This is a genomic window from Chimaeribacter arupi, from assembly GCF_002858805.1.
Lineage (GTDB): Bacteria > Pseudomonadota > Gammaproteobacteria > Enterobacterales > Enterobacteriaceae > Chimaeribacter > Chimaeribacter arupi.
Genome location: NZ_PJZI01000019.1, coordinates 1 through 25,285, shown reverse-complemented (window position 1 = coordinate 25,285; position 25,285 = coordinate 1). Strand labels below are relative to the sequence as shown.

The window sequence follows — 25,285 nt, the reverse complement described above, 5'->3', positions numbered from 1 at the left end:
TATGCAAAAACGTCCATTGACGATCGGCCTGGTTGCCGGTGAAACATCCGGCGACATTCTTGGCGCCGGTTTGATTCGTGCATTGAAGACGCATTACCCGGACACCCGCTTTGTGGGTGTCGCCGGGCCGCTGATGCAGGCGGAAGGGTGTGAAGCCTGGTACGAGATGGAAGAGCTGGCGGTGATGGGCGTGGTGGAAGTCGTTGAGCGTCTGCCGCGCCTGTTGAAAATCCGCCGTGACCTGACGCGCCGCTTCAGCGAATTACAACCCGATGTGTTTGTCGGCATTGATGCCCCGGATTTTAATATCACGCTGGAAGGGCGGCTGAAACAGCGCGGCCTGCGTACCATTCATTACGTCAGCCCTTCAGTCTGGGCCTGGCGGCAAAAGCGCGTTTTCAAAATCGGCAAAGCGACCGACCTGGTGCTGGCTTTCCTGCCTTTCGAAAAAGCGTTTTACGACAAATTCAATGTGCCGTGCCGCTTTATCGGCCATACCCTGGCAGATGCCATGCCGCTGCAGCCTGATAAACAGCAGGCCCGCCAGCGTCTGGGTATTGCGGCCGGCGCACGCTGTCTGGCGCTGCTGCCGGGCAGCCGCAATGCGGAAGTCGAGATGCTCAGTGCAGACTTCCTGCGTACGGCGCTGCGGCTGCGCGAAACGTATCCCGATCTGGAGATTGTGGTGCCGCTGGTTAATGCCCGGCGTCGCGAACAGTTTGAGCGTATTAAAGCGGAGGTGGCACCGGCACTGCCGATGCACCTGCTGGACGGCCAGTCGCGGGATGCGATGATCGCCAGTGACGCCGCGCTGCTGGCATCCGGCACGGCCGCGCTGGAGTGTATGCTGGCGAAGTGCCCGATGGTGGTGGGTTACCGGATGAAACCCTTTACGTTCTGGCTGGCCGAACGGCTGATTAAAACGCCGTATGTCTCCTTGCCAAACCTGCTGGCCGGGCGCGAAATCGTCACGGAGCTGTTGCAACATGACTGTGTGCCGGAGAAGCTGGCCACTGCCCTGTTACCGCTGCTGGCGGGCGGGGAGCAGAGTGCGGCGCTGAAACAGACTTTCCTTGAACTACATCAGCATATCCGCTGCAACGCCGATGAACAGGCGGCGCAGGCTGTACTGGAACTGGCTCATCCATGAGTGAAATTTTTGTCTATCCCGCCGCGCACTGTATTGCCGGTGTGGATGAAGTGGGCCGTGGCCCGTTAGTCGGCGCGGTGGTCACCGCCGCCGTCATCCTCGACCCGGCCCGCCCGATTGCCGGGCTTGCCGACTCCAAAAAACTCAGCGAAAAACGCCGTCTGGCGCTGTTTGACGAAATCACCGAAAAGGCGCTGGCCTGGAGCCTGGGGCGTGCTGAGCCGGAAGAGATTGATCAGCTGAATATCCTGCATGCCACAATGCTGGCGATGCAGAGGGCGGTCGCCGGGCTGGCCGTCACGCCGGACATGGTGCTGATTGACGGCAACCGCTGCCCGGCGCTGCCGATGGCGGCACAGGCCGTGGTCAAAGGCGACAGCCGGGTGGCAGAGATCAGCGCCGCGTCGATTCTGGCTAAAGTGACCCGCGATCGCGAGATGGCCGCGCTGGACCAGCAGTTCCCGGACTATGGTTTTGCCCAGCACAAAGGGTATCCTACTGCCTTTCATCTGGAGAGGCTGGCGCAGTTCGGGGCGACAATCCACCACCGGCGTAGTTTTGGCCCGGTCAGGCGAGCGCTGGCGCTGCCGCCACGTTAATTGATTACCCGCGCACCTTCCGGTGCGTGGTTTCCATTCACTCTATTCTGGTATTTCGATATGGCCGAACCTCGTTTTGTTCACCTGCGCGTACACAGTGACTACTCCATGATCGATGGGCTAGCCAAAGTGGGCCCGTTGGTTAAGCGAGCCGCTGCCCTCGCTATGCCGGCCCTGGCAATCACGGATTTCACCAACCTTTGCGGGCTGGTGAAGTTTTATGGCAGCGCGCACGGTGCCGGGATCAAACCGATCATCGGGGCCGATTTCCATGTGCAGAGTCCCGAACTGGGCGATGAGCTGGCCCAGCTCACCGTGCTGGCGATGAATAATGAGGGTTACCAAAACCTCACTCTGCTTATCTCGCGGGCCTATCAGCGCGGCTACGGCGCGGCCGGCCCGATTATCGACCGTGAGTGGCTGGCAGAGCAGAAAGAGGGGCTGTTGCTGCTCTCCGGCGGCCGCCTGGGCGACGTCGGTAAATTCCTGCTGCGCGGCAATCAGGTGCAGGTTGATCAGGCGCTGGCGTTTTATGCCGAACACTTTCCCAACCGCTATTACCTGGAGCTGATCCGCACCGGGCGGGCGGATGAAGAAGCCTATCTCCACGCCGCCGTTGCGCTGGCGACCGAGCGCGGCGTGCCGGTGGTGGCTACCAACGATGTGCGCTTCCTGGTGGCCGATGATTTTGACGCCCACGAAATCCGCGTCGCCATTCATGACGGTTTCACCCTCGACGATCCCAAGCGGCCGCGTAACTACAGCGCCCAGCAATATATGCGCAGCGAAGAGGAGATGTGCGAGCTGTTTGCCGACATCCCGGAAGCGCTGGAAAACAGCGTTGAGATTGCCAAGCGCTGTAACGTCACGATCCGCCTGGGCGAATACTTCCTGCCGCAGTTCCCGACCGGGGAGATGACCACCGAAGATTTCCTGGTCATGAAATCACGCGAGGGGCTGGAGGAGCGGCTTGAGTTCCTGTTCCCTGACCCTGAGGTGCGGGCGCAGAAACGGCCGGAGTATGATGAACGGCTGGACGTTGAACTCAACGTGATCAACCAGATGGGCTTCCCCGGCTACTTCCTGATCGTGATGGAGTTTATCCAGTGGTCGAAAGACAACGGGGTGCCGGTAGGGCCGGGCCGTGGGTCGGGTGCCGGTTCACTGGTGGCTTACGCGCTGAAAATCACCGATCTCGATCCGCTGGAGTTTGACCTGCTGTTCGAGCGCTTCCTCAACCCGGAACGTGTCTCAATGCCCGACTTCGACGTCGACTTCTGCATGGAGAAACGCGATCTGGTGATTGAGCACGTGGCGGAGCTGTATGGCCGTGACGCGGTGTCCCAGATTATTACCTTCGGGACGATGGCGGCCAAAGCGGTTATCCGTGACGTGGGCCGGGTGCTGGGGCATCCGTATGGCTTTGTGGATCGTATTTCCAAGCTGGTGCCGCCCGATCCGGGCATGACGCTGGAGAAAGCCTTTGCGGCGGAGCCGCAACTGCCGGAGATCTACGACGCCGATGAAGAAGTGCGTGCGCTGATCGACATGGCGCGCAAGCTGGAAGGGGTAACGCGTAACGCCGGTAAACACGCCGGGGGCGTGGTGATTGCGCCGACCAAAATCACCGATTTCGCGCCGCTCTACTGTGACGCGGAAGGCAACCAGCCGGTTACCCAGTTCGACAAGAACGACGTGGAATATGCCGGGCTGGTGAAGTTTGACTTCCTTGGCCTGCGCACACTGACCATCATTAACTGGGCGCTGGAGATGATCAACGCCCGGCGCGCCAAACAGGGGCTGGAGCCGATCGACATCGCCTCTATCCCGCTTGATGACAAGAAAAGTTTCGACATGCTGCAACGCTCGGAGACCACGGCAGTCTTCCAGCTTGAATCGCGCGGCATGAAAGACCTGATCAAGCGCCTGAAGCCTGACTGCTTCGAAGACATGATCGCGCTGGTGGCGCTGTTCCGCCCCGGCCCGCTGCAATCCGGCATGGTAGATAACTTCATCGACCGTAAGCATGGCCGCGAAGCGATCTCTTACCCGGACATCCAGTGGCAGCATGAGTCCCTGAAGCCGGTACTGGAGCCGACCTACGGCATCATCCTGTATCAGGAACAGGTGATGCAGATAGCCCAGGTGCTGGCCGGTTATACGCTGGGCGGCGCGGACATGCTGCGCCGTGCGATGGGGAAAAAGAACCCGGTCGAAATGGCCAAACAGCGCGGCGGTTTTGAAGACGGCGCGAAATCACGCGGCATCGACGGCGAATTGTCGGTGAAAATCTTCGACCTGGTAGAGAAATTTGCCGGTTATGGCTTTAACAAATCGCACTCCGCCGCCTATGCGCTGGTCTCTTACCAGACATTGTGGCTGAAGGCGCACTATCCGGCGGAGTTCATGGCGGCGGTGATGACCGCCGACATGGACAACACCGAGAAAGTGGTCGGGCTGGTGGACGAATGCTGGCGCATGGGGCTGAAAATCCTGCCGCCGGACATCAACAGCGGCCTCTATCATTTCCACGTTAATGATGAAGGTGAGATCGTTTATGGCATCGGCGCGATCAAAGGCGTCGGGGAAGGGCCGATCGAAGCCATCATTGAGGCGCGTAACAAAGACGGCTACTTCAAAGAGCTGTTTGACCTCTGCGCGCGTTCCGACATTAAAAAGCTGAACCGGCGCATTCTGGAGAAGCTGATTATGTCAGGGGCGTTTGACCGCCTCGGGCCGCACCGCGCCGCGCTGATGCACTCACTGGGCGACGCGCTGAAAGCCGCCGACCAGCATGCCAAAGCAGAGGCGATTGGTCAGGTCGACATGTTCGGCGTGCTGGCGGAGGCCCCGGAGCAGGTGGAGCAGTCCTACGCCAGCGTAGCGCCGTGGCCGGAACAGAAAGTGCTGGATGGGGAGCGTGAGACGCTGGGGTTATACCTCACCGGCCACCCCATCACGCAATACCTGAAGGAGATCGAACGTTATGCCGGCGGGCAACGTTTGAAAGATATGCACCCGACGGAACGGGGCAAAATGACCACTGCGGTAGGATTAGTGGTGGCATCACGCGTTATGGTGACCAAACGGGGTAACCGCATCGGGGTTTGCACGCTGGATGACCGCTCAGGGCGTCTGGAGGTGATGTTGTTCACCGATGCGCTGGAAAAATACCAGCATTTGCTGGAAAAAGACCGTATCCTGATTGCCACCGGACAGGTCAGCTTTGATGACTTCAGCGGCGGCCTTAAAATGACGGCCCGTGAACTCATGGACATCAGTGAAGCCCGGGAAAAATATGCTCGCGGGCTTGCTATCTCGCTGACTGACAGGCAAATTGATGACCAGCTTTTGAACCGTCTCCGTCAGTCGTTGGAACCCCATCGATCGGGGACGATTCCAGTGCATCTGTATTATCAGCGCGAAGATGCACGCGCACGGCTGCGCTTTGGTGCAACCTGGCGCGTCACGCCGACCGATCGTTTACTGCTGGATTTGCGTACCTTGGTCGGTAATGAGCAGGTGGAACTGGAATTTGACTAATATAGGAATACTATGAGTCTGAATTTTCTTGATTTTGAACAGCCGATTGCGGAGCTTGAAGCGAAAATTGACTCGCTGACTGCAGTCAGTCGTCAAGACGAAAAATTAGATATTAATCTGGACGAAGAGGTTCAGCGCCTGCGTGAGAAAAGCGTGGAATTGACCCGCAAAATCTTCTCCGATCTGGGGGCCTGGCAGATTGCCCAGCTGGCGCGCCATCCGCGCCGTCCCTACACGCTGGATTATATCGAACATATTTTCACAGAGTTTGACGAGTTAGCCGGCGACCGCGCTTACGCTGATGACAAAGCCATTGTAGGCGGTATTGCCCGCCTGGATGGCCGCCCGGTGATGATTATTGGTCATCAGAAAGGCCGTGAAACCAAAGAGAAGATCCGCCGTAACTTTGGTATGCCGGCCCCGGAAGGTTACCGTAAGGCGCTGCGCCTGATGGAAATGGCCGAACGCTTCAAGCTGCCGATCATTACCTTCATCGACACCCCAGGTGCCTACCCAGGCGTGGGGGCAGAAGAGCGTGGCCAGTCAGAAGCGATTGCCCGCAACCTGCGTGAAATGTCGCGCCTGAACGTCCCGGTTATCTGTACCGTGATCGGCGAAGGTGGCTCCGGCGGCGCACTGGCGATTGGCGTAGGTGACAAGGTGAACATGCTGGAGTACAGCACCTACTCGGTTATCTCGCCGGAAGGTTGCGCCTCTATCCTGTGGAAAAGCGCCGATAAAGCCCCGCTGGCCGCCGACGCGATGGGCATCATCGCCCCGCGCCTGAAAGAGCTGAAGCTGATTGACTCCGTGATCCCGGAGCCGCTGGGCGGCGCGCACCGTGACATCCCGGCGGTGGCGGCTTCCCTGAAAGCTCAGCTGCTGGCCGACCTCAGCGACCTCGACGTGCTGAATGAAGAAGAACTGCGCAATCGCCGCTACCAGCGGCTGATGACCTACGGTTACTGCTGATACGTCAACGCAGACAGCCCGCCCTTGTAAAAGGGCGGGCTTTTTTATTACCGGCGTCAGAAAGTGAGCATGATTTTTTATCACTCATTCCGGCAATTACTCTCTTTTTATTATTTTCCCTTTCACTGTTCTTTATTTCCCTGTTTTTTAATTCATCATGTTTACCATTGAGATGAATTGAGTTTGTCACTTGATTAACCCTATTTATGCTGAAGGTGTTTCGCGTTCGCGGAATATTTACGGCGGTTAATGCGATGGTAAACATTAGCGTAGTGGCCGCTATTTATCCTTCAAGGGGTTAACTATGACGATGACATCCACACAAAATATAGCGCTGAATTCTATTGCGCTTTCACTGGGGCTGTGTGCTTTCTTGCCGCTACAGGCGGCAGAAACCAAGTCCTCTGAGCCTTATGTAGTGCAATACAGTGACTTAGTTAAAAAAGAAAAAGAAATGACGACCGATCCACTGATGCTGAAAGTAAAAGAATCGATCCGCACGCTGGATAATAGTGTCGTTGAAGCCATTGAACCGGGAAAACCGTCTAATCCAGAAAACGTAAAACGGGTTGAGAAAATATTAACCAATAAGGATTGGGAATATATTTTCCCATTGCGGGCGCCGGAATATAGCTACAGCAATTTCTTAAAAGCCCTGGGAAAATTCCCGGCGGTATGCGGTACGTATACTGACGGCCGCGATTCCGAAGCCATTTGCCGTAAAGTCCTGGCGACCATGTTCGCGCACTTTGCCCAGGAAACCGGCGGCCATGAAAGCTGGCGACCGGAAGCTGAGTGGCGGCAGGGGTTAGTCTGGCTGCGTGAAATGGGCTGGGCCGAAGGCCAGCTGGGTGGCTATAACGGCGAATGTAACCCGGATGTGTGGCAAGGCCAGACCTGGCCATGCGGTAAAGATGCCGAGGGGAACTTCCTCAGTTACTTTGGCCGCGGTGCCAAACAGCTCTCCTATAACTATAACTATGGGCCGTTCTCCGATGCGATGTACGGCACCGTCCGCACCCTGCTTGACCGCCCGGACCTGGTGGCGGACACCTGGCTGAACCTGGCCAGTGCGGTGTTCTTCTTTGTATACCCGCAACCGCCGAAACCGAGCATGTTGCACGTGATCGACGGCACCTGGGTACCGAACGATCATGATAAAGCCAACGGCCTGGTCCCCGGCTTTGGGACTTCCATTCAAATCATCAACGGCGGGGTGGAGTGCGGCGGGCCACAGGATATCGCCCAGGGGCTGAACCGTATCTCTTACTACAAAAGTGAAGCGGAATACCTGAAAGTGCCGGTGCCGGCAGATGAGGTGCTGGGCTGCGCCAACATGAAACAGTTTGATGAAGGCGGCGCAGGTGCCTTGCCGATTTACTGGGAACAGGACTGGGGGTGGAGCGCCGATACACCGGACGGCAAAACCTACGCCTGTAAACTGGTGGGATACCAGACACCGTTTACGGCATTCAAAGAGGGGGACTATGTCCGCTGCGTCGAACATAACTTCAATGTGAAAATTGAGGGTGCACCGGGCGAGGGCGGCACCGTGCCGCAACCGACACCCGCGCCACAGCCGACACCCGCTCCGCAACCGGCTCCACAGCCAACACCTGCGCCACAGCCGACGCCTGCTCCGCAGCCGACACCGGTGGTGCCGGAAAACAGTGCCCCGGTGGCCGTCATCTCCGGCCCCATCGGGACAGTGGAAAGCCAGGCAAATGTCACGCTGAATGCGGGGGAATCCCATGACGCTGACGGCGATACCCTGAGCTATCACTGGTTGCTGCCGAACGGCAGAAGCCTGACTGACAGAAACAGCCTGAGCTTTGTCGCCCCGGTGGTCACTCTGGACTCGACGTATAAGTTCACCCTGACCGTGTCAGACGGCAAAACCAGCAGCGTGGCGCGTTATGAGCTGAAAGTGTCACCGAAAAAAGCGCCAATTCCTGACACCACCACCGGTTGCACCAACTCCTGGGAGCAAGACAAAGTCTATTACGGTGGCGAGAGCGTGGTCTGGAAAGGTAATGAGTACCGCGCCAACTATTGGACTCAAAATAATGAACCAGGGAATCCGGACTTCACCGGTGATTGGTCACAATGGAAATTGATTAAAAGCTGTAAATAAGCGGTGTGCTTGACACCAGGATGCAATGGGCGGGGTAACCCGCCCATTTTTATAGGGAAGGGTTTTCGGACGGCAGGCGTAACGCCAGCTGTTTTGCTATGTTTCAATAAAGGGCACGCCGAAAACCAATAAGGATCATTGCATGAATATCATCGCCATTCTCTCGCCGGCCGCGGCTTACTATAAAGATGAGCCGATGCGTGAGCTGGATGAAGCCCTGACCCGGCGCGGATTCAAGCTGGTTTACCCGCAGAATGCGGCTGACCTGCTGAAACTGATTGAGCACAACGCGCGGATCTGCGGCGTCATTTTCGATTGGGATCAATACAGCATGGAGCTGTGTACTGAGATCAACGAGCTCAACGAATACCTGCCGCTCTACGCCTTTATCAACACCCACTCTTCGCTGGACGTCACCCTCAATGAGATGCGCATGGTGCTCTACTTCTTCGAGTATGCCCTGGATGCGGCTGAAGATATCGCCCAGCGCATCCAGCAATATACCGACGAATACCGCGATGCGATCACGCCGCCGCTGACGAAGGCGCTGTTTAACTATGTCAAAGAGGGGAAATACACCTTCTGCACCCCCGGCCATATGGGCGGCACCGCGTTCCAGAAAAGCCCGGTGGGCACGCTGTTCTACGACTTTTTTGGGGCCAATACCCTGAAAGCGGATGTCTCCATCTCCGTGACGGAGCTGGGCTCGCTGCTTGACCATACCGGGCCGCATCTGGAGGCGGAAGAGTACATTGCCCGCACGTTCAATGCGGAACAGAGCTATATGGTGACCAACGGCACCTCAACGGCGAATAAGATTGTCGGGATGTACGCCGCGCCCGCCGGCAGCACGGTATTGATTGACCGCAACTGCCATAAATCGCTGGCGCACCTGATGATGATGACCAACATCATCCCGATTTACCTGCGCCCGGTACGTAACGCCTATGGCATTCTGGGCGGCATTCCGCGCCGGGAGTTCAGCCGTGAAAGTATTGCGCAGAAAGTGGCGAACACCCCCAATGCCGGCTGGCCGGTACATGCGGTGATCACCAACTCAACCTATGACGGCCTGCTCTATAACACCGACTACATCAAGCAGGAGCTGGATGTGCCGTCGATCCACTTTGACTCGGCCTGGGTGCCTTACACCAATTTCCACCCGATCTATGCCGGCAAAAGCGGCATGAGCGGCGAGCGCATCCCCGGCAAGGTCATCTATGAAACCCAGTCAACGCATAAGCTGCTGGCCGCCTTTTCGCAGGCGTCGATGATTCATATCAAAGGCGAATACCGGGAGGAGACGTTCAACGAAGCCTACATGATGCACACCACCACGTCGCCGAACTACAGCATTGTGGCCTCGATGGAAACGGCCGCGGCGATGTTGCGCGGTAACCCGGGGCGGCGGCTGATTAACCGCTCGGTTGAGCGCGCACTCCATTTCCGCCATGAGATCCAGCGGTTGCGTCAGGAGTCCGACAGCTGGTTCTTTGACGTCTGGCAGCCGGAGAACATCAGCGAGGCTGAATGCTGGCCGCTGAACCCGGACGATAACTGGCACGGTTTCGGGGCCACCGACCCGGAGCATATGTACCTTGACCCGATCAAAGTCACCATCCTGACGCCGGGCATGGACGAGCAGGGCAACCTGGAAGCCTCCGGCATTCCGGCGGCGCTGGTGGCCAAGTTCCTGGACGAGCGCGGCGTGGTGGTAGAGAAAACCGGCCCCTATAACCTGCTGTTCCTGTTCAGTATCGGCATCGATAAAACCAAGGCGCTCAGCCTGCTACGCGGGCTGACAGAGTTCAAGCGCGCCTTTGACCTTAACCTGCGGGTGCGCAATATGCTGCCGGATCTCTATGCGGAAGACCCGGATTTCTACCACAACATGCGCATTCAGGATCTGGCCAAAGGCATCCATAACCTGATCGTCAAACATGATCTGCCACAGCTGATGCTGAAAGCGTTTGATGTGCTGCCGGAGATGAAAATGACGCCGTATGAGATGTTCCAGCAGCAGGTGAAGGGCAATGTGGAAGTGTGCGAACTGAGCGAGATGGTGGGCAAAGTCTCAGCCAGCATGATCCTGCCATACCCGCCGGGCGTGCCGGTGGTCATGCCCGGTGAGATGATCACCGGGGAGAGCCGCGCCGTGCTGGATTTCCTGCTGATGCTCTGTTCCATCGGGCAGCACTATCCGGGCTTTGAAACGGACATCCACGGTGCGAAACTTACCGAGGATGGCCGTTACCTGGTCAACGTGCTGAAAACCGGCGACAGCGAAGAGAACAAGCTGCGTACCGCGTGACTCAGCAATCCTCAATGATCACATAGGCGGCGTGCACCGGCCCGTGCACGCCCACCACTTTGATCAGCTCAATATCGGCAGTGGAGCTCGGCCCGGCAATCAGGTTAATGCAGCTCGGCATCCGTTCGCCGCGTTGCGCCCGCTGGTGCAGTTGCTGCGCCAGTTGGGCCACCCGCGGCAGAATGGTGCTTTTGCGCAGCACAAAAATGGAGGCGGTGGGCAACAGACTCACGGCGCGGCCGCGATCCGGTGCGGAGAACAAGACCACGCTGCCGGACTCGGTCAGCCCCGCTTCGGCATACACCACCCCGACCTGGGCCTGTTCGGCGCGCGTCAGATTTTCAGCCCCGGCATCCGGTTGCCAGACGGTTGCGCCGAGTTGCTGTTGCAGCGCCTGCGTCACGCCCAATGCCTGTAAACGAAGGTCACCGCTGACGATCACCGGCGACCGGCCATACTCCTCACACAGTGCCAGCACCGCAGGGATCAGCTGATCCTCGCTGACGCGGCAACAATTGACTTTCAGCACGTCCCGCGCATAAACGGAAAACGCGACGCACAGCTCTTCTTGCGTCAGCTCCGTCAGGCGCGACGCGGCAAAATTGCTGACCGGCGGCGGCGGGGCAGGCGGCTCGCGGCGCAGCGGGCGCCCGAGCTGGCGGGCGATCTCCTCCAGGAAGTCGTGACGGTTCTGTGGGGTCAGCATTACTCTTCTCCTGTGGCCTGATGGCGTTTAAACCAGCTGCGGAAACTCTCGCCGTCGGCATCCGGCAGGTCACGCGCCTGGGTCCATTCGCCGATCGCCGCCGGGCTGAATGGGGCTTTGCCGTCTTTAATCAGCCAGCCGGCCGCTTTGGCACCGATCTTCATGCCGACTTTCCACACGCCGGGGCGGGCGTTGGCATAGTTGAACAGCCGGGTAATACGCTGTTCGGCTTTCGGCGTCATGCCCTGTTCGGCCATGTGCTGCCGGTGTTTCAGGTGCAATTGTGCCAGCGGGATTTTTACCGGGCAGACCTGATTACAGGCCGAGCAGAGTGAACAGGCGTAGGGCAGATCCTTGAAATCCTCATATCCCCCCAGCAGCGGCGACAGCACCGAACCGATGGGGCCGGGATAGATCGAGCCGTAACTGTGGCCGCCGATGTGGCGGTAAGCCGGGCAGGTGTTCATACAGGCACCGCAACGGATGCAGCGCAGAATATCGCGGAACTCGGAGCCCAGCACCTGCGAGCGGCCGTTGTCCACAATCACCAGATGGAACTCCTCCGGCCCGTCGAGGTGCCCCGCTTCGCGCGGGCCGGTCAGCCAGGTATTGTAACTGGTGAGGCGTGACCCCACGGCGCTGCGGCAGAGCAGGGTGATCAGCACATCGACCTCTTCAAAGGTCGGCGCAATGCGCTCCATGCCCATCACGGCGATATGCGTCTTCGGCAGCGTGGTGCTGAGGCGTGCATTGCCTTCATTGGTGACCAGGCAAATTGAGCCGGTTTCCGCCACCGCAAAGTTACAGCCGGTGATGCCGATGTCCGCCGTCAGGAAATGCTCACGGATTTTTTCGCGGATAAACAGCGTCATCGCCTCAGGCGTTTCCGGGCCTTCATAGCCCAGCTTGTTGTGGAGCACATCGCGGATCTGGAAGCGATCTTTGTGGATCGCCGGCACCACGATGTGCGACGGCGGATCCTCATCAAGCTGTAAAATATATTCACCGAGGTCCGTTTCAATCACCTCAATGCCCTGTTGCTGCAACACGGCATTCATCCCGATCTCTTCCGTGACCATCGACTTCGACTTCACCACTTTTTTGGCCTGCTTACGGGCCGCCACCTCACTGATATAAGCGGTAGCCTCCTCTTTGGTGCGGGCAAAATAGACATGACCGCCGTTTTCCGTGACTTTTTCTGACAGCTGGTAGAGATAGGCATCCAGGTTTTCCAGCACATGGTTGCGGATCTGTTCTGCGCGGTCGCGCCACGCTTCCCAGTTTCCCAGCTCCTCGACCATGATCTGCCGGTTGGTGCCGATACGCTCTTGCGCCATCGCCACGGCATTGCGCATTACGCTGTCCTGCATCTGAATTTTGATGCGCGGTTTAAAGGCCACCGCACTGGTTTTCATCGACATAGCGGCTCCTCAGCGGCTCATCAGGACTTCAGCAATATGCAGCACTTTCACCGGCTGCCGTTCACGGTGCAGGCGGCCGCCGATGTTGATCAGGCAACTGGCGTCCGCGCCAATCAGGTAATCGGGCCGGACGTCCATCATATGCACCACTTTCTCTTTCACCATTTCGCCGGAGATTTCCGCCATTTTCACCGAGAAGGTGCCGCCAAAACCGCAACAGGTTTCCTGGTTGCGGATCGGCAGCAGTTCCAGCCCCGCGACGTGGCGCAGCAGCGTCAGCGGCTCCTCTTTCACCCCCAGTTTGCGGAACAGGCTGCACGATGGGTGGTAAACCGCCCGGCCGGGCAGCCGCGCACCGACATCGCTCAGCCCCAGGGTATTCACAATAAAGGAGGTCAGATCCTGCATCCGGTCGCCGACCGCCTGCGCACGCCGCGCCCAGTCCGGCTCATCGGCCAGGTAACCGGCATAACTTTTGATCGCATAGGTACAGGAACCGGCCGGGGAGATGATCGGGTAGTCGTTCTCCTCAAAGGCGGTAATCAGGGATTTCATCGCCGGTTTGGCGTCTTTGACATAGCCGCCGTTGATGGCCGGCTGGCCGCAGCACGCCTGGCGTTCCGGGAAAAGCACCTCGCATCCCAGCTTTTCCAGCAGCAACACACTTTTTTTGGCCATGTTGGCTTTGATCGCGTCGCCAATACAGGTTACATAAAAGTTAACTTTCATCGACATGCTCCCGCATTGCAGTAGGCAGAAAAGATCTGCGCCTTTTGTCCTGTTTCCATAGTAAAAGGCATATACAGCAAGGCGTGAACACTTTATGTCCGGGCAGGCAGAAGTGGCGGTGCGCTCAACCTTTTTACTGTGGGTAGCGTGAAATTAAACAAATATTTAACATTTGCATTGTCTGTTTCTGTCCGTCGGCGGGAATTTCGGGCTTTCTCAGAGTAACCGCATTGACGCTCCCCGGCGCGGCCGCTAACGTGCGGGGTCATGCGAAATAGAACGAGAATCATAAGGAGTGAGGAATGCTTAAATTACGCCAGGTGCACCATATCGCCATCATCAGCAGCAATTATCAGGTGAGTAAACAGTTCTATTGTGATGTGCTGGGTTTCCACCTGCTGGGGGAGTTTTACCGTGAAGAGCGCGACTCCTGGAAAGGCGATCTGGCGCTGAACGGTGTCTATACCATTGAGCTGTTCTCCTTCCCTCAGCCACCGGCGCGCCCCAGCCGCCCGGAGTCATGCGGCTTGCGCCACCTGGCGTTCAGTGTGGAAAACATCGCCGAGGCAGTGGATTCGCTGGCGCAGTCCGGCGTGACCTGTGAGCCGGTGCGCATCGATCCCCTGACCGGCCAGCGATTCACCTTCTTCAGTGACCCGGACGGCTTGCCGCTGGAACTGTATGAGGTGCGCCCGGCCGCCAATGAAGACGAAGCGACCATTGAGCGCTTGCCTGCCGGCGCCTGAGTGGGTAACGTGCGCCTCATGAACGAGTGAGGCGCAGGAAAACCCACTGCTATGAATGATGAAACACTGTTATCCCACCTGAATACCCAACTTGGCGACAGCCGCGCCTGCTGTGTCGCCTTCAGCGGCGGGCTGGACTCCACCGTCCTGCTGCACCTGCTGGTGACGCTGCGCCTTGGCGGGCGCGACCTGTCACTGCGGGCGGTACATATCCATCACGGCCTGAGCCGCTTTGCTGACGACTGGGCTGCCCACTGTGAGGCGCTGTGCGCACAATGGCAGATCCCGCTGACCCTCCTTCGTGTTACGCCCGATCCCCGGCAGGGCGGGGTGGAAGCCGCGGCGCGTGACGCCCGCTATCAGGCGCTGGCTTCCACGTTGCAGGCGGGTGAAACGCTGCTGACCGCCCAGCATCTTGATGACCAATGTGAAACCTTTCTGCTGGCGCTGAAGCGCGGCAGCGGCCCGGCCGGGCTGTCTGCCATGAAAAGTGCCACGGCGTTCCACGGCCACCAGCTGGTGCGCCCGCTGCTGGATGTGTCCCGCCAGGAGCTGGAAGGGTATGCCGATGAGCAGGGTCTGAGCTGGATTGATGACGACAGCAACCAGGATGACCGCTTTGACCGCAATTTCCTGCGGCGGCAGGTGCTGCCGGTGTTGCACCAGCGCTGGCCGCATTTCGCCGCGGCCACCAGCCGCAGTGCCGCCCTGTGCGGCGAGCAGGAAGCCCTGCTGGATGAATTGCTGGAGGAGACGCTGACGTCGCTGCTTGACGCACAGGGATCCCTGGCGATTGAGGCGCTGCGGACGATGTCAGAGGCGAAACGCGCCGCGCTGTTGCGCCGCTGGATGGCGCGCCACGGTATGCCGATGCCGGCCCGTGAGCAGCTTCAGCGGTTGTGGCGTGAAGTCGCGGAGAGCCGTGCCGATGCAGAGCCACAACTGCAACTGGGCGGTGGGTCGGTGCGGCGTTTCCGTCAGCGGCTCTACCTGCTGCCGGTGATGCAGGAGATCGACCATGAGGTGCTGGCCTGGGAACCCCCGTGTGCGCTGACGTTGCCGGATGGCGTGGGCAGCCTGCATGTCACAGAGCAGTTTACCGCCGGGAAAGCGCAGTGGATCCGCCGGGCGCGGCCGGATGAAACCGTCACCGTACGCTTTTATGCGGAGGGCGCATTTTATATTGTCGGCCGCCCGCACTCCCGGCAGATTAAAAAACTCTGGCAGGAGCTGGCCATTCCCCCCTGGGAGCGCAACCGGACGCCGTTAATCTTCTATGGCGAGCAGCTGATTGCCGCGCCCGGCGTCTTTGTGACGCGCGAAGGCGCAGCGGGCGCCGGTCAACCCGGCTGGCGTGTGACCTGGCAGAAGCCGGGCAATGGCATGAGTAAGGAACAATGATGAAGTGGGCAGTGACAATCATGCTGGCGTGCGGGCTGAGCGGGCCGGTGCTGGCGGCAGGCAACAGTGCGGCAGGGAAAGAAAAGGCGGTGGCCTGTATGGCGTGCCACGGGCAGGACGGCAAGGCCTCCGCGCCGATTTACCCGAATCTGGCCGGGCAGCAGCAGGACTATCTTGAAGCCGCGTTGCACGCCTATAAAAGCGGCGATCGCAGTGCCGGGCAGGCGGCGATCATGAGCGGTTACGCGGCCGATCTGTCAGATCAAGATATCAGCGATCTGGCGGCTTATTATGCAGCGCAAAAACCCTGAAGCCGGATCGCGGGCATAAAAAAGGGCAGCCACAGGCTGCCCTTGTTACCCCGGATGTTGTCAGTCGATGCTGACCTCAACGGTGCCCAGTTCCGGGTGGCTGAAGCTGGCAATGTAATCCAGCCGCACGTCCCGCGTGCTGCCGGCCTCTTCGATCACCAGATACTCCACGCGCTTGCGTGAAATCAGATCGCTTGCCTTGCCTTCCACAATCTCTCCGCTTCGCATCTTCAGCGTCAATACATAATGCTTCTGACAGGCGAGCTCAAGATTATCGTAGTCATCACAATTGATGGGTTGATACTCATCATTCATCGACATAATCGCTCACCAATAAGTTAGCGGCGGCAAAAGCCGCCTGGTCCCTAACGGAGGACGGAAGTGCCGGGTTCGCGGCGACTTCGTCCAATGTTTGCAACACACAGCCCAGCGCATCGGGCACATAGCCAAGATCACCGCTGCCGATCTCAGCATAAAACCGGCGTACTAACTCGCAATATTGTCGCACAATATCCTCCCCAGAGCGCTTATCCCGATAGGATACACGCCTGGCGTGCCGATTGTCCTATGAAGATAAACGTTCATTATCTAACGACTATAGCACAGGCACCGCAGAGAGTTCAGCGCTCCGGCCCGGCTTTCATCGGGTATCAGGCATTTAGCGCGGCCGGGCATCACTGGCCGATGCCCCTCGCTTTCAAGTACACTGTGGCCCTTAACGTGAGAGGTGAACATGGCGCTCAAAGCCACAATTTATAAAGCGGCGATAAACATTGCCGACATGGACCGCAATTTTTTCTATGACGCCAACCTGACCGTTGCCCAGCATCCTTCCGAAACGGAACAGCGCATGATGCTGCGCCTGCTGGCCTGGATTTGCCACGCGGACGAACGGCTGCACTTTACCCGCGGCCTGAGTGCAGAAGGGGAGCCGGAACTCTGGCAACGCAATGACCATAACGGCCTGGAACTGTGGGTGGAGCTGGGCCTGCCGGATGAAAAACGGCTGAAAAAAGCCTGCAACCAGTCCCCACGCGTGGTGCTTTACGCCTATGGCGAACGTGCCGCCAACGTCTGGTGGGCCCAAATGGCACCGAAAGCGCAGGCGTTACGCAATCTTAGCGTCCGTTTCCTGGATGATGCACAGATGGCCAGGCTCGCAGGATTAGCTAACCGGAACATGGATTTACAGGCTACGCTTCAGGAAGGCACCCTATGGTTGTCTGATGCGCAGACCAACCTGGAGATTCATTTCACCGAATGGCAACAGGCGAGCTAAGTGGCGTTATTCATTTCAAACAGCGTGACCCTGCCCGACCACGAGATAGAACTGACGGCGATCCGTGCGCAGGGGGCGGGCGGGCAGAATGTGAACAAAACCTCCACCGCGATTCACCTGCGTTTTGATATCCGCGCCTCCAGCCTGCCGCCGTTTTACCAGGAACGGCTGCTGGCGATGACCCACCATCTGATTACGGCGGAAGGGGTGGTGATTATCAAAGCGCAGGAGTACCGCAGCCAGGAGATGAACCGTGAGGCCGCGTTAAGCCGGCTGGCGGCCCTGATCCAGCAGGCAGTCGTCGTCGAAAAGGTACGCCGTCCCACCCGGCCGACCAAAGCCTCCAAAGTGCGGCGGCTGGAAGGCAAAAGCCGTAAAGCGTCCACCAAAGCCCTGCGCGGAAAGGTCCGCCAGGCCTGAAGCGGGCACGTTAACCTCAACCAGGAAGATGCACACAGCAGGAGAGCATTGTGAAAAAAATAACCCTGGCGCTGCTGTTTTCATTGGGGGCGCTTTCCCTGTTTGGCTGCCACCGTGCGTTCCACGCGCAGGAGCAGGCGTTGCAGCCGATGGCGCAGAGCTATCGCGGCCTGTTGCCGTGTGCAGATTGCAGTGGGATTGACACCTCCCTGTTTCTGGCGGAAGACGGTACCTATGTGTTGCAGGAGCGCTACACCGGTGAGGAGAGCCGTGACACAGAGAAACGGGTTTTCGCGGCGTATGGCCGCTGGGCGCGTACCGCTGACAAACTGGTACTGACCTCGCGCGACGGCGAAAAGCGCTATTTCCGCGCGCATGAGAAGAGTTTGGAAATGCTCGACCGTAACGGCACGCCGATCTCATCAGCGTTCAATTACACCTTACAGCCGGTCACGGCACCGCTGCCTGCCACGCCGATGACCATGAGCGGTATGTTCCGGCAGCAGGCGGGCAAAGCGATATTCCATGACTGCACGACGGACAAAAGCTATCCGGTAGAACACCAGACGGATCTGGAACGTGCATTCCGTAAGTTACGCGGCGACGATCAGGAGGCAGAGCCGGTATTCCTGACGCTGGAGGGGCATTACGTCCTGCAACCCGCTGTATCAGGCGGCGAGCCGCAACGCGCGCTGGTGCCGGACAGCTCACCGCAGTTCCGCCCCGGTAAGCGCTGTGACTGACAGCCGCTGAAAAAACGCATAAAAAAACGCCCGGTAAGGGCGTTTTTTATCAGGGCATCAGCCTGGCTCAGCGCGGGATCTGGCTCAGCAGGAAATCAGCCATCTCGGCGGTTTTGAGCATCTGCTTCTCACCGGAGCGGCGGTTTTTATACTCCACCTCTTCGGCATCCAGGTTACGATCGCCGATGACGATAGTATGCGGCACACCAATCAGCTCCATATCCGCGAACATCACGCCCGGACGCTCTTTGCGATCGTCCAGGATGACATCCACGCCCTGTGAACGCAGGGTGGTATACAGCGCTTCTGCCACTTCTTTCACCCGGAAAGATTTGTGCATGTTCATCGGCAAGATGGCAACCTGGAACGGCGCGATAGCGTCCGGCCAGATGATGCCGCGCTCGTCATGGTTCTGCTCAATGGCAGCTGCCACCACGCGTGTGACCCCGATACCGTAGCAGCCCATGGTCATGGTCTGGTTACGGCCATCTTCGCCCTGTACGGTGGCGTTCATGGCTTCAGAGTACTTGGTGCCGAGCTGGAAGATGTGACCCACTTCGATACCGCGTTTGATCAGCAGCGTACCCTGGCCGTCCGGGCTAATATCACCCTCTTTGACGTTACGGATGTCAGCGACCTGCGGCAGCGCGACGTCACGCTCCCAGTTAATGCCGAACAGGTGCTTGCCGTCACGGTTGGCACCGGCGCTGAAGTCGCTCATCACGGCGACGGCGCGGTCAGCCACCACCGGCACCGGCAGGTTAACCGGCCCCAGTGAACCTGGGCCTGCGCCCACCAGCTCGCGGATTTCCGCTTCGGTGGCGAAAGTCAGCGGAACGGCCACTAACGGCACTTTCTCTGCTTTAATTTCGTTCAGCTCATGGTCACCGCGTACCAGCAATGCCACCAGTTTATGGCCGCTCTCTTCACGGGCATGCACCAGCAGGGTTTTCACGGTTTTCTCAATCGGCTGGTTAAATTGCTCTACCAGTTCCGCGATGGTTTTGGCATCCGGCGTGTCAATTTCACGCATCTCTTCAGCAGGCGCGTCGCGCTCCGCTTTAGGGGCCACGGCTTCTGCCAGCTCAATGTTGGCGGCATAGTCGGAGCCGGTCGCGAAGACGATATCGTCTTCACCGCTGGAGGCCAGCACCTGGAACTCATGCGAGGCGCTGCCGCCGATGGAGCCGGTGTCTGCCTGAACGGCACGGAAGTCGAGGCCCATGCGGGTAAAGATTTTGCTGTACGCGGCGTACATCGCCTCGTAGGTTTCCTGCAAGGATTCCTGCGTGGTGTGGAAGGAGTACGCATCTTTCATCAGGAATTCACGTGAGCGCATCACGCCAAAACGCGGGCGGACTTCATCACGGAATTTGGTCTGGATCTGGAAGAAATTCAGCGGCAGTTGTTTATAAGAGCTGATTTCGTTACGGATCAGATCGGTAATCACTTCTTCATGCGTCGGGCCGAGCACGAACGGGCGATCGCCACGGTCAACCAGGCGCAGCAATTCCGGGCCGTACTGCTCCCAGCGGCCGCTCTCCTGCCACAAGTCCGCAGGCTGTACCACCGGCATCGACACTTCGATTGCGTTGGCGTTGTTCATCTCTTCGCGCACGATGTTTTCGACTTTTTTCAGAACGCGCAGGCCCGTCGGCAGCCAGGTGTATAACCCGGAGGCCAGCTTGCGAATCATCCCGGCGCGCAGCATCAGCTGGTGGCTGATGACCTCTGCGTCGGCTGGGGTCTCCTTCAGGGTGGAGAGCAGGTATTGACTAGTACGCATGATGTAGTGGTTCCAATTAGAACAGCAAATTGCATCAGGCTGCCGGGAGGGCGGCCAAAATATGAAAAGTCACTTAGTTTACCAGTGCCGCGGGCTTGCGCAAAAGAGAGCGGTAAGAAAATTACACCCTGTCGAGGCTGAGGACTTCCGTCTCATTTTGCTGCACCCGCCAGCGGACATTAAACGCCAGCAGGTGTACCGCATAATCACGATCTTCGTCATCCCCTTTACGGTAGGCCGGGCGTGGGTCCTGGGCCAGTACCTGCGTAATAAAACGACGTAACTGGGGATACGCGCGGTATTCGGCCTGCAACTGCTGCTCGGCATAAGCACAGAAGCGCACCGGCATATCCGCCGCCGGTGCGGATTGGGCAAAACCGGCGCGTGCCTCAGGGTGGCTTTCAGCGAACGGCAGATAGGGTTTGATGTCCACGACCGGTGTGCCGTCAACCAAATCCAGGCTGCCGAGTTGCAAGATGAGCGCATTACCCTGCTGCCGGATGCCTTTCAGCTCAATCAGCGACATGCCCAGCGGGTTGGGGCGGAAGGTGGAACGGGTGGCAAAGACACCCATACGGGCATTGCCGCCCAGACGCGGCGGACGCACCGTCGGCCGCCAGCCGCCTTCCATTGTCTGGTGAAAGATAAACATCACCCAGAGATGGCTGAACGCCTCCAGCCCACGCACCGCTTCCGGCTGATTATAAGGGGGCAACAGGTGCAACTCACCGCCGCCATCCTCAACCAGCCCCGGCTGACGGGGAACGGCAAATTTCTCTTTATACGGCGAGCGGATCACCCCGATCTGCTGAAAGCTGAAATGGGTCATTTAAAGGTGACGTCCAGCGCGGTGCCCTGGCAAACAGCCTGCTGATAACAGCCTGCGGTGCCGCTGACGATCTCACACTTATGCACCAGCACCGCGTTAGCCTTCATTGTAGAGGCGCGGATCTGCATTTTTTTACGGGCGGTGGCGATGTTGGGCGGGGCGGATTGCGCCGTCGCCTGGCAGGATTCGCCGGAGACGGCACCCAGATCGCGGAACGGTTGGGCGACCAGATCTTCGGCACTGTTATACAGTTTTACCGGTGCAGCATGCGGAACAGCGGGTTTGGGGCGGGCCGGTTTAGGTGAAGAGAAAATCGGTTTGTTAGCGGAAGCCGGCGGGGGCGTCGGCGTAGTGGTGCATCCTGCAAGCAGCAGCGCCAGCAAACAGAGAGGTAAAGCGCGCATGGGAGTTCCTCTGCTATAAAAAAGTGGCGTTATTGAAACAATCTATCGCGCAAATAACAAGACGGGCCGCAGCCCGTCTCAGAGATATCCTGTAAAAATCGGCAACAGGGGAGTTACCAGCCTTTTACTGCACCGCCGTTGAAGATTTTATTCGCCGCTTCGTCGACTTCAGCCGACTGGTACGCCTGAACGAATTTCTTCACGTTTTCTGCGTCTTTATTGTCTTCGCGGGAAACGAGCATGTTGACGTAAGGCGAGTCTTTGTCTTCGACAAAGATACCGTCTTTCGCCGGCGTCAGGCCGATCTGGCTGGCGTACGTGGTATTGATGATCGCCAGCGCAATCTGCTGGTCATCCAGGGAACGCGGCAGCTGCGGGGCTTCCAGTTCAACCAGTTTCAGCTGTTTCGGGTTCTCTACCACGTCCAGTACGGTCGGCAGCAGGCCCACACCCTCTTTCAGTTTGATCAGACCCTGTTTCTGCAGCAGCAGCAGGGAGCGGCCCAGGTTGGTCGGGTCGTTCGGCAGGGCGATCTGGGAGCCGTTTTGCAGCTCAGCCAGGGATTTGATTTTTTTGGAGTAACCGGCAATCGGGTACACAAAGGTATTGCCGACCGGCACCAGTTTGTAGCCGCGATCTTTGATTTGTTGATCCAGATACGGTTTGTGCTGGAAGGCGTTCACATCGATGTCGCCTTTGCTCAGGGCTTCGTTCGGCAGCACATAATCATTGAACGTGACCAGCTCGACATCCAGGCCATATTTCTCTTTCGCTACTTTTTGTGCCGCTTCTGCCACCTGCTGTTCAGCACCGACAATTACCCCGACTTTAATATGGTTCGGATCTTTCTCTTCCTGACCACACCCAGCCAGCGCCAGCGACCCTAAAAGTGCACCCACGACCGCGAGAGATTTAAATTTAAAAGCCATATCCTTTTCCTCTATAGACGGATATTAATTATACGCCCCGCAGGGCGCTATTATGACGACCGTTATTTATGTGTGACGGCTTTAACAATGCGGTCACCGCAAAGCTGAATCAGGTAAACCAGCAGCACCAGTAAGATTAATACCGTGTTCATCACCGTAGCATCATAGCCGATATAACCATACTGATAACCAATCTGCCCCAGGCCCCCGGCACCGACTGCGCCGCCCATTGCAGAGTAGCCTACCAGCGTGATGAGCGTAATGGTGGCGGCATTCACCAGGCCCGGCAGGGCCTCCGGCAACAAAATCTTCTTGATGATTTGCATTGGGGTGGCGCCCATCGCGCGTGCCGCTTCAATCAGGCCGGTCGGGATTTCCAACAGGGCGTTTTCCACCATCCGTGCAATAAAGGGTGCGGCCCCCACGGTCAGCGGCACAATTGCCGCCTGCAAGCCGATCGAGGTGCCGACAATAATGCGCGTGAAGGGAATCATCCAGACCAGCAGGATGATAAAAGGAATCGATCGGAAAATATTGACCAGGGCTGACAGCACCCGATAAAGGCTCGGGTTGTCGCTGATTTGGCCGGGGCGGGTAATATAGAGCAGCACGCCCACCGGCAGACCCAGCACAAAACCAAAGAAACCGGAGACGAAGGTCATCATCAGGGTTTCCCAGACGCCGCGGCCTAATAACCACATCATTGCCTCAGACATAACCAAGAACCTCAACTTTCACATGATGTTCCTTCAGGAACTGAATCGCCGCCAGGGTGGAAGATTCATCGCCATGCAGTTCAGTCAGCATAATGCCGAACTTGACGCCACCGGCATAATCCATCTGGGCACTGATAATATTGTTATTGATGTTGAAACGGCGTACCGCTTCCGACAGCAATGGCGCATCCACCGACTGACCGGTGAACTCCAGCCGCAATAACGGCACGCGGCCGGCAGCCGGCTCCGGGATCATGCGCTCGGCATAATCATCCGGGATATCCAGGTGCAGGGTAGACTGAATAAAGGCCTGGGCCAGCGGCGTTTTTGGATGAGAGAACATTTCGCTGACTTTATCCTGCTCAATCAGCTTGCCGCCGCTGATCACGGCGACCTGATCACAGATGCGTTTCACGACGTCCATTTCATGGGTAATCAGCAAAATCGTCAGGCCGAGACGGCGGTTGATGTCTTTCAATAATTCCAGAATGGCGCGGGTGGTGGCCGGGTCCAGTGCGCTGGTGGCTTCGTCACACAGCAGGACTTTAGGGTTACTGGCCAGCGCCCTGGCGATCGCCACGCGCTGTTTCTGGCCGCCGGAAAGGTTTGCCGGGTAAGCGTCATGCTTGTCAGCCAGCCCGACCAGATCCAGCAATTCAGCGACGCGGCGTTTAATTTCCGTCGCGGGTTGGTTGTCCAGCTCCAGCGGCAGGGCGACGTTACCGGCGACAGTGCGGGATGAGAGCAGGTTAAAGTGCTGGAAGATCATGCCAATCTGGCGGCGGGCGCGCACCAGCTGACTTTCGGAAAGCGTGGTGAGATCCGTACCGTCTACCAGAACCTGCCCACGGGTTGGGCGCTCCAGCAGGTTAACGCAGCGGATAAGGGTGCTTTTACCGGCACCTGAGGCACCGATGACACCATAGATCTGTCCGGCAGGGACGTGAAGTGTCACATCATCGAGCGCATTAATGGTACGCGACCCCTGCTGAAACACTTTAGTAATGTTGGAAAGTTTAATCATGTTCTTCTTATTTTATCGCGGTTGCCTGTGGCTTGATAAAAGTGGCTCCGGCATAGGATGTCAGAGCGTGGGCGGATGTTAAGGTGTCTAGACGTCTAAGTCAACGCAGATTGCAGCGTCCCGGTACTCTCTCACCCGATAAAAACATGCGATACTGGCCGGGTTTTCCAGCCATCAGGAGCAAAAACGTGGCACAACAAGTTCCAGCTATTTTCCTCGACCGTGACGGTACATTAAATGTTGATCATGGATACGTTCACGAGATCGATAACTTTCAATTTATAGAGGGCGTGATTGAAGCCTGTCAGGCCCTCAAAAAGATGGGGTTTGCACTGGTGGTCGTGACCAACCAGTCAGGTATTGCCCGTGGGATATTCACAGAAGATCAGTTCATGCAGCTGACCGAATGGATGGATTGGTCACTGGCAGACCGCGAGGTGGATCTGGACGGCATCTATTTCTGCCCGCACCACCCTGAAGGCAGTGTCGAGGCGTACCGCCAGGCGTGTGATTGCCGTAAGCCACAGCCAGGTATGCTGTTATCTGCACAGCAAGAGCTTAATATCGATATGGCCGCTTCTTATATGGTAGGGGACAAACCGGAAGATATGTTGGCCGGGCTGGCGGCAGGGGTAGGGACCAAAGTTCTGGTCAGAAGCGGCAAGCCGGTGACGGCTGAGGGTGAAAAACAGGCAGACTGGGTGTTAAATAGCCTGGCTGATCTGCCGGAAGCGATTAAAAAGCGTAAAAGCTAAACATGTTGCTTGAAAAGAGAGCATGTAGAATAAAAGTGAAGATATTTGCTTGCCATCCTGAGCCAGCTCCCTATAATGCGCCTCCATCGACACGGCGCAAGTGATTCACTTCACAAGCGGCCGGGAAGAGAGAAACAAGAGAAAAAACTTCTGAAAAAGAGGTTGACTCTGAAAGAGGAAAGCGTAATATACGCCACCTCGAGTTAGCAAGCGAAAGCGCGTAACTCACTGCTCTTTAACAATTTATCAGACAATCTGTGTGGGCACTCACAAGACAATATCAAGCATCTTCGGATGCACAAAATATTAAGGCTTAAGGCCAGCCGCGCCAGTACCTGCCGCATCAACGGCTGTTCCACCAGCACTTTCCCGAATGA

The 25,285-nt window shown here is 57.8% G+C and carries 24 protein-coding genes and 1 pseudogene; 13 read left to right on the top strand and 12 right to left on the bottom strand.

Annotation, left to right across the window (positions count from 1 at the left end; all coding sequences use genetic code 11):
• The first annotated feature begins 1 nt into the window (after window position 1).
• The 4 genes from lpxB to accA are packed head-to-tail and all read left to right on the top strand — an operon-like array spanning window position 2 to window position 6,264.
• A complete protein-coding gene (lpxB, locus tag CYR52_RS12360; RefSeq protein ID WP_072932458.1) occupies window positions 2-1,150 on the top strand; it encodes a lipid-A-disaccharide synthase in 1,149 nt (382 codons plus the stop codon).
• Entirely contained in the window at window positions 1,147-1,749 is a 603-nt protein-coding gene (rnhB, locus tag CYR52_RS12355; RefSeq protein ID WP_072932455.1) for a ribonuclease HII, read from the top strand. The genes lpxB and rnhB overlap by 4 nt, the downstream gene beginning before the upstream one ends.
• Window positions 1,750-1,809: 60 nt before the next feature.
• Window positions 1,810-5,292 carry a DNA polymerase III subunit alpha gene (dnaE, locus tag CYR52_RS12350; protein WP_101828679.1) on the top strand — a complete coding sequence of 1,161 codons (3,483 nt, stop codon included), beginning with the start codon at window positions 1,810-1,812 and terminating at the stop codon, window positions 5,290-5,292.
• A gap of 12 nt (window positions 5,293-5,304) precedes the next feature.
• Window positions 5,305-6,264 (top strand): acetyl-CoA carboxylase carboxyl transferase subunit alpha, encoded by a 960-nt coding sequence (gene accA, locus CYR52_RS12345; RefSeq protein WP_072932451.1) that lies wholly within the window; start codon window positions 5,305-5,307, stop codon window positions 6,262-6,264.
• Between the two features lie 4 nt (window positions 6,265-6,268).
• Here the strand turns inward: accA and CYR52_RS22420 are convergent, their stop codons facing one another.
• On the bottom strand, window positions 6,269-6,454 hold the full coding sequence (locus tag CYR52_RS22420; RefSeq protein ID WP_146001247.1) for a hypothetical protein: 186 nt from the start codon (window positions 6,452-6,454) through the stop codon (window positions 6,269-6,271).
• Between the two features lie 120 nt (window positions 6,455-6,574).
• On the opposite strand from CYR52_RS22420, the gene CYR52_RS12340 reads away from it, so the two are divergent.
• Together CYR52_RS12340 and CYR52_RS12335 are read left to right on the top strand one after the other, a co-directional pair.
• A complete protein-coding gene (locus CYR52_RS12340) occupies window positions 6,575-8,398 on the top strand; it encodes a chitinase (protein ID WP_101828698.1) in 1,824 nt (607 codons plus the stop codon).
• Window positions 8,399-8,540: 142 nt separating this feature from the next.
• Entirely contained in the window at window positions 8,541-10,709 is a 2,169-nt protein-coding gene (locus CYR52_RS12335; RefSeq protein WP_072932437.1) for a lysine decarboxylase LdcC, read from the top strand.
• Between the two features lies 1 nt (window position 10,710).
• Here CYR52_RS12335 and CYR52_RS12330 read toward each other — a convergent pair whose 3' ends face one another.
• The 3 genes and pseudogenes from CYR52_RS12330 to CYR52_RS12320 form a co-directional block, all read right to left on the bottom strand.
• Window positions 10,711-11,415, bottom strand: coding sequence for a LutC/YkgG family protein (locus CYR52_RS12330; RefSeq protein ID WP_101828678.1), 705 nt, complete (start codon window positions 11,413-11,415; stop codon window positions 10,711-10,713).
• Window positions 11,411-12,836 (bottom strand): annotated as a pseudogene (locus CYR52_RS12325) (LutB/LldF family L-lactate oxidation iron-sulfur protein); the annotation flags it as partial. The pseudogene CYR52_RS12325 and the gene CYR52_RS12330, both read right to left, overlap by 5 nt.
• A 9-nt stretch (window positions 12,837-12,845) precedes the next feature.
• The gene (locus CYR52_RS12320) at window positions 12,846-13,565 is read right to left on the bottom strand and encodes a (Fe-S)-binding protein (protein WP_072932610.1); all 720 of its coding nucleotides are present in this window, start codon (window positions 13,563-13,565) and stop codon (window positions 12,846-12,848) included.
• 302 nt (window positions 13,566-13,867) lie between these two features.
• Between CYR52_RS12320 and CYR52_RS12315 the strand changes: the two genes are divergently transcribed.
• From CYR52_RS12315 to CYR52_RS12305, 3 genes are read left to right on the top strand one after another with little or no spacing between them, the layout of a single operon-like run.
• Complete coding sequence (locus CYR52_RS12315) at window positions 13,868-14,311, top strand: VOC family protein (protein WP_072932430.1); 444 nt, start codon at window positions 13,868-13,870, stop codon at window positions 14,309-14,311.
• A gap of 51 nt (window positions 14,312-14,362) precedes the next feature.
• Window positions 14,363-15,712: a tRNA lysidine(34) synthetase TilS gene (tilS, locus tag CYR52_RS12310; RefSeq protein WP_101828677.1), complete on the top strand. Its 1,350-nt coding sequence runs from the start codon at window positions 14,363-14,365 to the stop codon at window positions 15,710-15,712.
• A complete protein-coding gene (locus CYR52_RS12305) occupies window positions 15,712-16,023 on the top strand; it encodes a c-type cytochrome (RefSeq protein WP_101828676.1) in 312 nt (103 codons plus the stop codon). The genes tilS and CYR52_RS12305 overlap by 1 nt, the downstream gene beginning before the upstream one ends.
• Window positions 16,024-16,083: 60 nt before the next feature.
• On the opposite strand, the gene rof is transcribed toward CYR52_RS12305, so the two are convergent.
• Both rof and CYR52_RS12295 read right to left on the bottom strand, forming a co-directional pair.
• Window positions 16,084-16,344, bottom strand: a complete 261-nt coding sequence (rof, locus tag CYR52_RS12300; RefSeq protein WP_072932423.1) for a Rho-binding antiterminator — start codon at window positions 16,342-16,344, stop codon at window positions 16,084-16,086.
• Window positions 16,331-16,531, bottom strand: coding sequence for a YaeP family protein (locus CYR52_RS12295; RefSeq protein ID WP_072932421.1), 201 nt, complete (start codon window positions 16,529-16,531; stop codon window positions 16,331-16,333). The genes rof and CYR52_RS12295 overlap by 14 nt, the downstream gene beginning before the upstream one ends.
• Before the next feature lie 225 nt (window positions 16,532-16,756).
• On the opposite strand from CYR52_RS12295, the gene CYR52_RS12290 reads away from it, so the two are divergent.
• Genes CYR52_RS12290 through nlpE form a run of 3 tightly spaced genes read left to right on the top strand, consistent with a single transcriptional unit; the run spans window position 16,757 to window position 18,465 of the window.
• Window positions 16,757-17,302 (top strand): YaeQ family protein, encoded by a 546-nt coding sequence (locus CYR52_RS12290; protein ID WP_072932419.1) that lies wholly within the window; start codon window positions 16,757-16,759, stop codon window positions 17,300-17,302.
• Entirely contained in the window at window positions 17,303-17,722 is a 420-nt protein-coding gene (gene arfB, locus CYR52_RS12285; protein ID WP_072932417.1) for an alternative ribosome rescue aminoacyl-tRNA hydrolase ArfB, read from the top strand.
• Between the two features lie 50 nt (window positions 17,723-17,772).
• Complete coding sequence (gene nlpE / locus CYR52_RS12280; RefSeq protein ID WP_072932415.1) at window positions 17,773-18,465, top strand: envelope stress response activation lipoprotein NlpE; 693 nt, start codon at window positions 17,773-17,775, stop codon at window positions 18,463-18,465.
• 67 nt (window positions 18,466-18,532) lie between these two features.
• Here the strand turns inward: nlpE and proS are convergent, their stop codons facing one another.
• From proS to metN, 6 genes are all read right to left on the bottom strand, one after another.
• Complete coding sequence (gene proS / locus CYR52_RS12275; RefSeq protein ID WP_072932413.1) at window positions 18,533-20,251, bottom strand: proline--tRNA ligase; 1,719 nt, start codon at window positions 20,249-20,251, stop codon at window positions 18,533-18,535.
• A 121-nt stretch (window positions 20,252-20,372) separates the two neighbouring features.
• Window positions 20,373-21,080 carry a tRNA (N6-threonylcarbamoyladenosine(37)-N6)-methyltransferase TrmO gene (tsaA, locus tag CYR52_RS12270; RefSeq protein ID WP_072932411.1) on the bottom strand — a complete coding sequence of 236 codons (708 nt, stop codon included), beginning with the start codon at window positions 21,078-21,080 and terminating at the stop codon, window positions 20,373-20,375.
• Window positions 21,077-21,484, bottom strand: a complete 408-nt coding sequence (gene rcsF, locus CYR52_RS12265; RefSeq protein ID WP_072932409.1) for an Rcs stress response system protein RcsF — start codon at window positions 21,482-21,484, stop codon at window positions 21,077-21,079. The genes tsaA and rcsF overlap by 4 nt, the downstream gene beginning before the upstream one ends.
• 113 nt (window positions 21,485-21,597) lie before the next feature.
• On the bottom strand, window positions 21,598-22,413 hold the full coding sequence (locus CYR52_RS12260; protein WP_072932407.1) for a MetQ/NlpA family lipoprotein: 816 nt from the start codon (window positions 22,411-22,413) through the stop codon (window positions 21,598-21,600).
• Between the two features lie 62 nt (window positions 22,414-22,475).
• Window positions 22,476-23,129, bottom strand: coding sequence for a methionine ABC transporter permease MetI (locus CYR52_RS12255; RefSeq protein ID WP_072932396.1), 654 nt, complete (start codon window positions 23,127-23,129; stop codon window positions 22,476-22,478).
• Entirely contained in the window at window positions 23,122-24,153 is a 1,032-nt protein-coding gene (metN, locus tag CYR52_RS12250) for a methionine ABC transporter ATP-binding protein MetN (protein WP_101828675.1), read from the bottom strand. The genes CYR52_RS12255 and metN overlap by 8 nt, the downstream gene beginning before the upstream one ends.
• A gap of 188 nt (window positions 24,154-24,341) precedes the next feature.
• Here metN and gmhB point away from each other — a divergent pair, with 188 nt between their 5' ends.
• Window positions 24,342-24,908, top strand: a complete 567-nt coding sequence (gene gmhB, locus CYR52_RS12245) for a D-glycero-beta-D-manno-heptose 1,7-bisphosphate 7-phosphatase (protein WP_072932392.1) — start codon at window positions 24,342-24,344, stop codon at window positions 24,906-24,908.
• Window positions 24,909-25,285 lie beyond the last annotated feature (377 nt).

What these genes read in the sequence shown, in the direction of transcription:
- lpxB (WP_072932458.1), top strand. Translation starts at nt 2, where the DNA reads ATGCAAAAACGTCCATTGACGATCGGCCTGGTTGCCGGTGAAACATCC.
- rnhB (WP_072932455.1), top strand. Translation starts at nt 1,147, where the DNA reads ATGAGTGAAATTTTTGTCTATCCCGCCGCGCACTGTATTGCCGGTGTG.
- dnaE (WP_101828679.1), top strand. Translation starts at nt 1,810, where the DNA reads ATGGCCGAACCTCGTTTTGTTCACCTGCGCGTACACAGTGACTACTCC.
- accA (WP_072932451.1), top strand. Translation starts at nt 5,305, where the DNA reads ATGAGTCTGAATTTTCTTGATTTTGAACAGCCGATTGCGGAGCTTGAA.
- CYR52_RS12340 (WP_101828698.1), top strand. Translation starts at nt 6,575, where the DNA reads ATGACATCCACACAAAATATAGCGCTGAATTCTATTGCGCTTTCACTG.
- CYR52_RS12335 (WP_072932437.1), top strand. Translation starts at nt 8,541, where the DNA reads ATGAATATCATCGCCATTCTCTCGCCGGCCGCGGCTTACTATAAAGAT.
- CYR52_RS12330 (WP_101828678.1), bottom strand. Translation starts at nt 11,415, where the DNA reads ATGCTGACCCCACAGAACCGTCACGACTTCCTGGAGGAGATCGCCCGC.
- CYR52_RS12320 (WP_072932610.1), bottom strand. Translation starts at nt 13,565, where the DNA reads ATGAAAGTTAACTTTTATGTAACCTGTATTGGCGACGCGATCAAAGCC.
- CYR52_RS12315 (WP_072932430.1), top strand. Translation starts at nt 13,868, where the DNA reads ATGCTTAAATTACGCCAGGTGCACCATATCGCCATCATCAGCAGCAAT.
- tilS (WP_101828677.1), top strand. Translation starts at nt 14,363, where the DNA reads ATGAATGATGAAACACTGTTATCCCACCTGAATACCCAACTTGGCGAC.
- CYR52_RS12305 (WP_101828676.1), top strand. Translation starts at nt 15,712, where the DNA reads ATGAAGTGGGCAGTGACAATCATGCTGGCGTGCGGGCTGAGCGGGCCG.
- rof (WP_072932423.1), bottom strand. Translation starts at nt 16,344, where the DNA reads ATGTCGATGAATGATGAGTATCAACCCATCAATTGTGATGACTACGAT.
- CYR52_RS12290 (WP_072932419.1), top strand. Translation starts at nt 16,757, where the DNA reads ATGGCGCTCAAAGCCACAATTTATAAAGCGGCGATAAACATTGCCGAC.
- proS (WP_072932413.1), bottom strand. Translation starts at nt 20,251, where the DNA reads ATGCGTACTAGTCAATACCTGCTCTCCACCCTGAAGGAGACCCCAGCC.
- tsaA (WP_072932411.1), bottom strand. Translation starts at nt 21,080, where the DNA reads ATGACCCATTTCAGCTTTCAGCAGATCGGGGTGATCCGCTCGCCGTAT.
- rcsF (WP_072932409.1), bottom strand. Translation starts at nt 21,484, where the DNA reads ATGCGCGCTTTACCTCTCTGTTTGCTGGCGCTGCTGCTTGCAGGATGC.
- CYR52_RS12260 (WP_072932407.1), bottom strand. Translation starts at nt 22,413, where the DNA reads ATGGCTTTTAAATTTAAATCTCTCGCGGTCGTGGGTGCACTTTTAGGG.
- CYR52_RS12255 (WP_072932396.1), bottom strand. Translation starts at nt 23,129, where the DNA reads ATGTCTGAGGCAATGATGTGGTTATTAGGCCGCGGCGTCTGGGAAACC.
- metN (WP_101828675.1), bottom strand. Translation starts at nt 24,153, where the DNA reads ATGATTAAACTTTCCAACATTACTAAAGTGTTTCAGCAGGGGTCGCGT.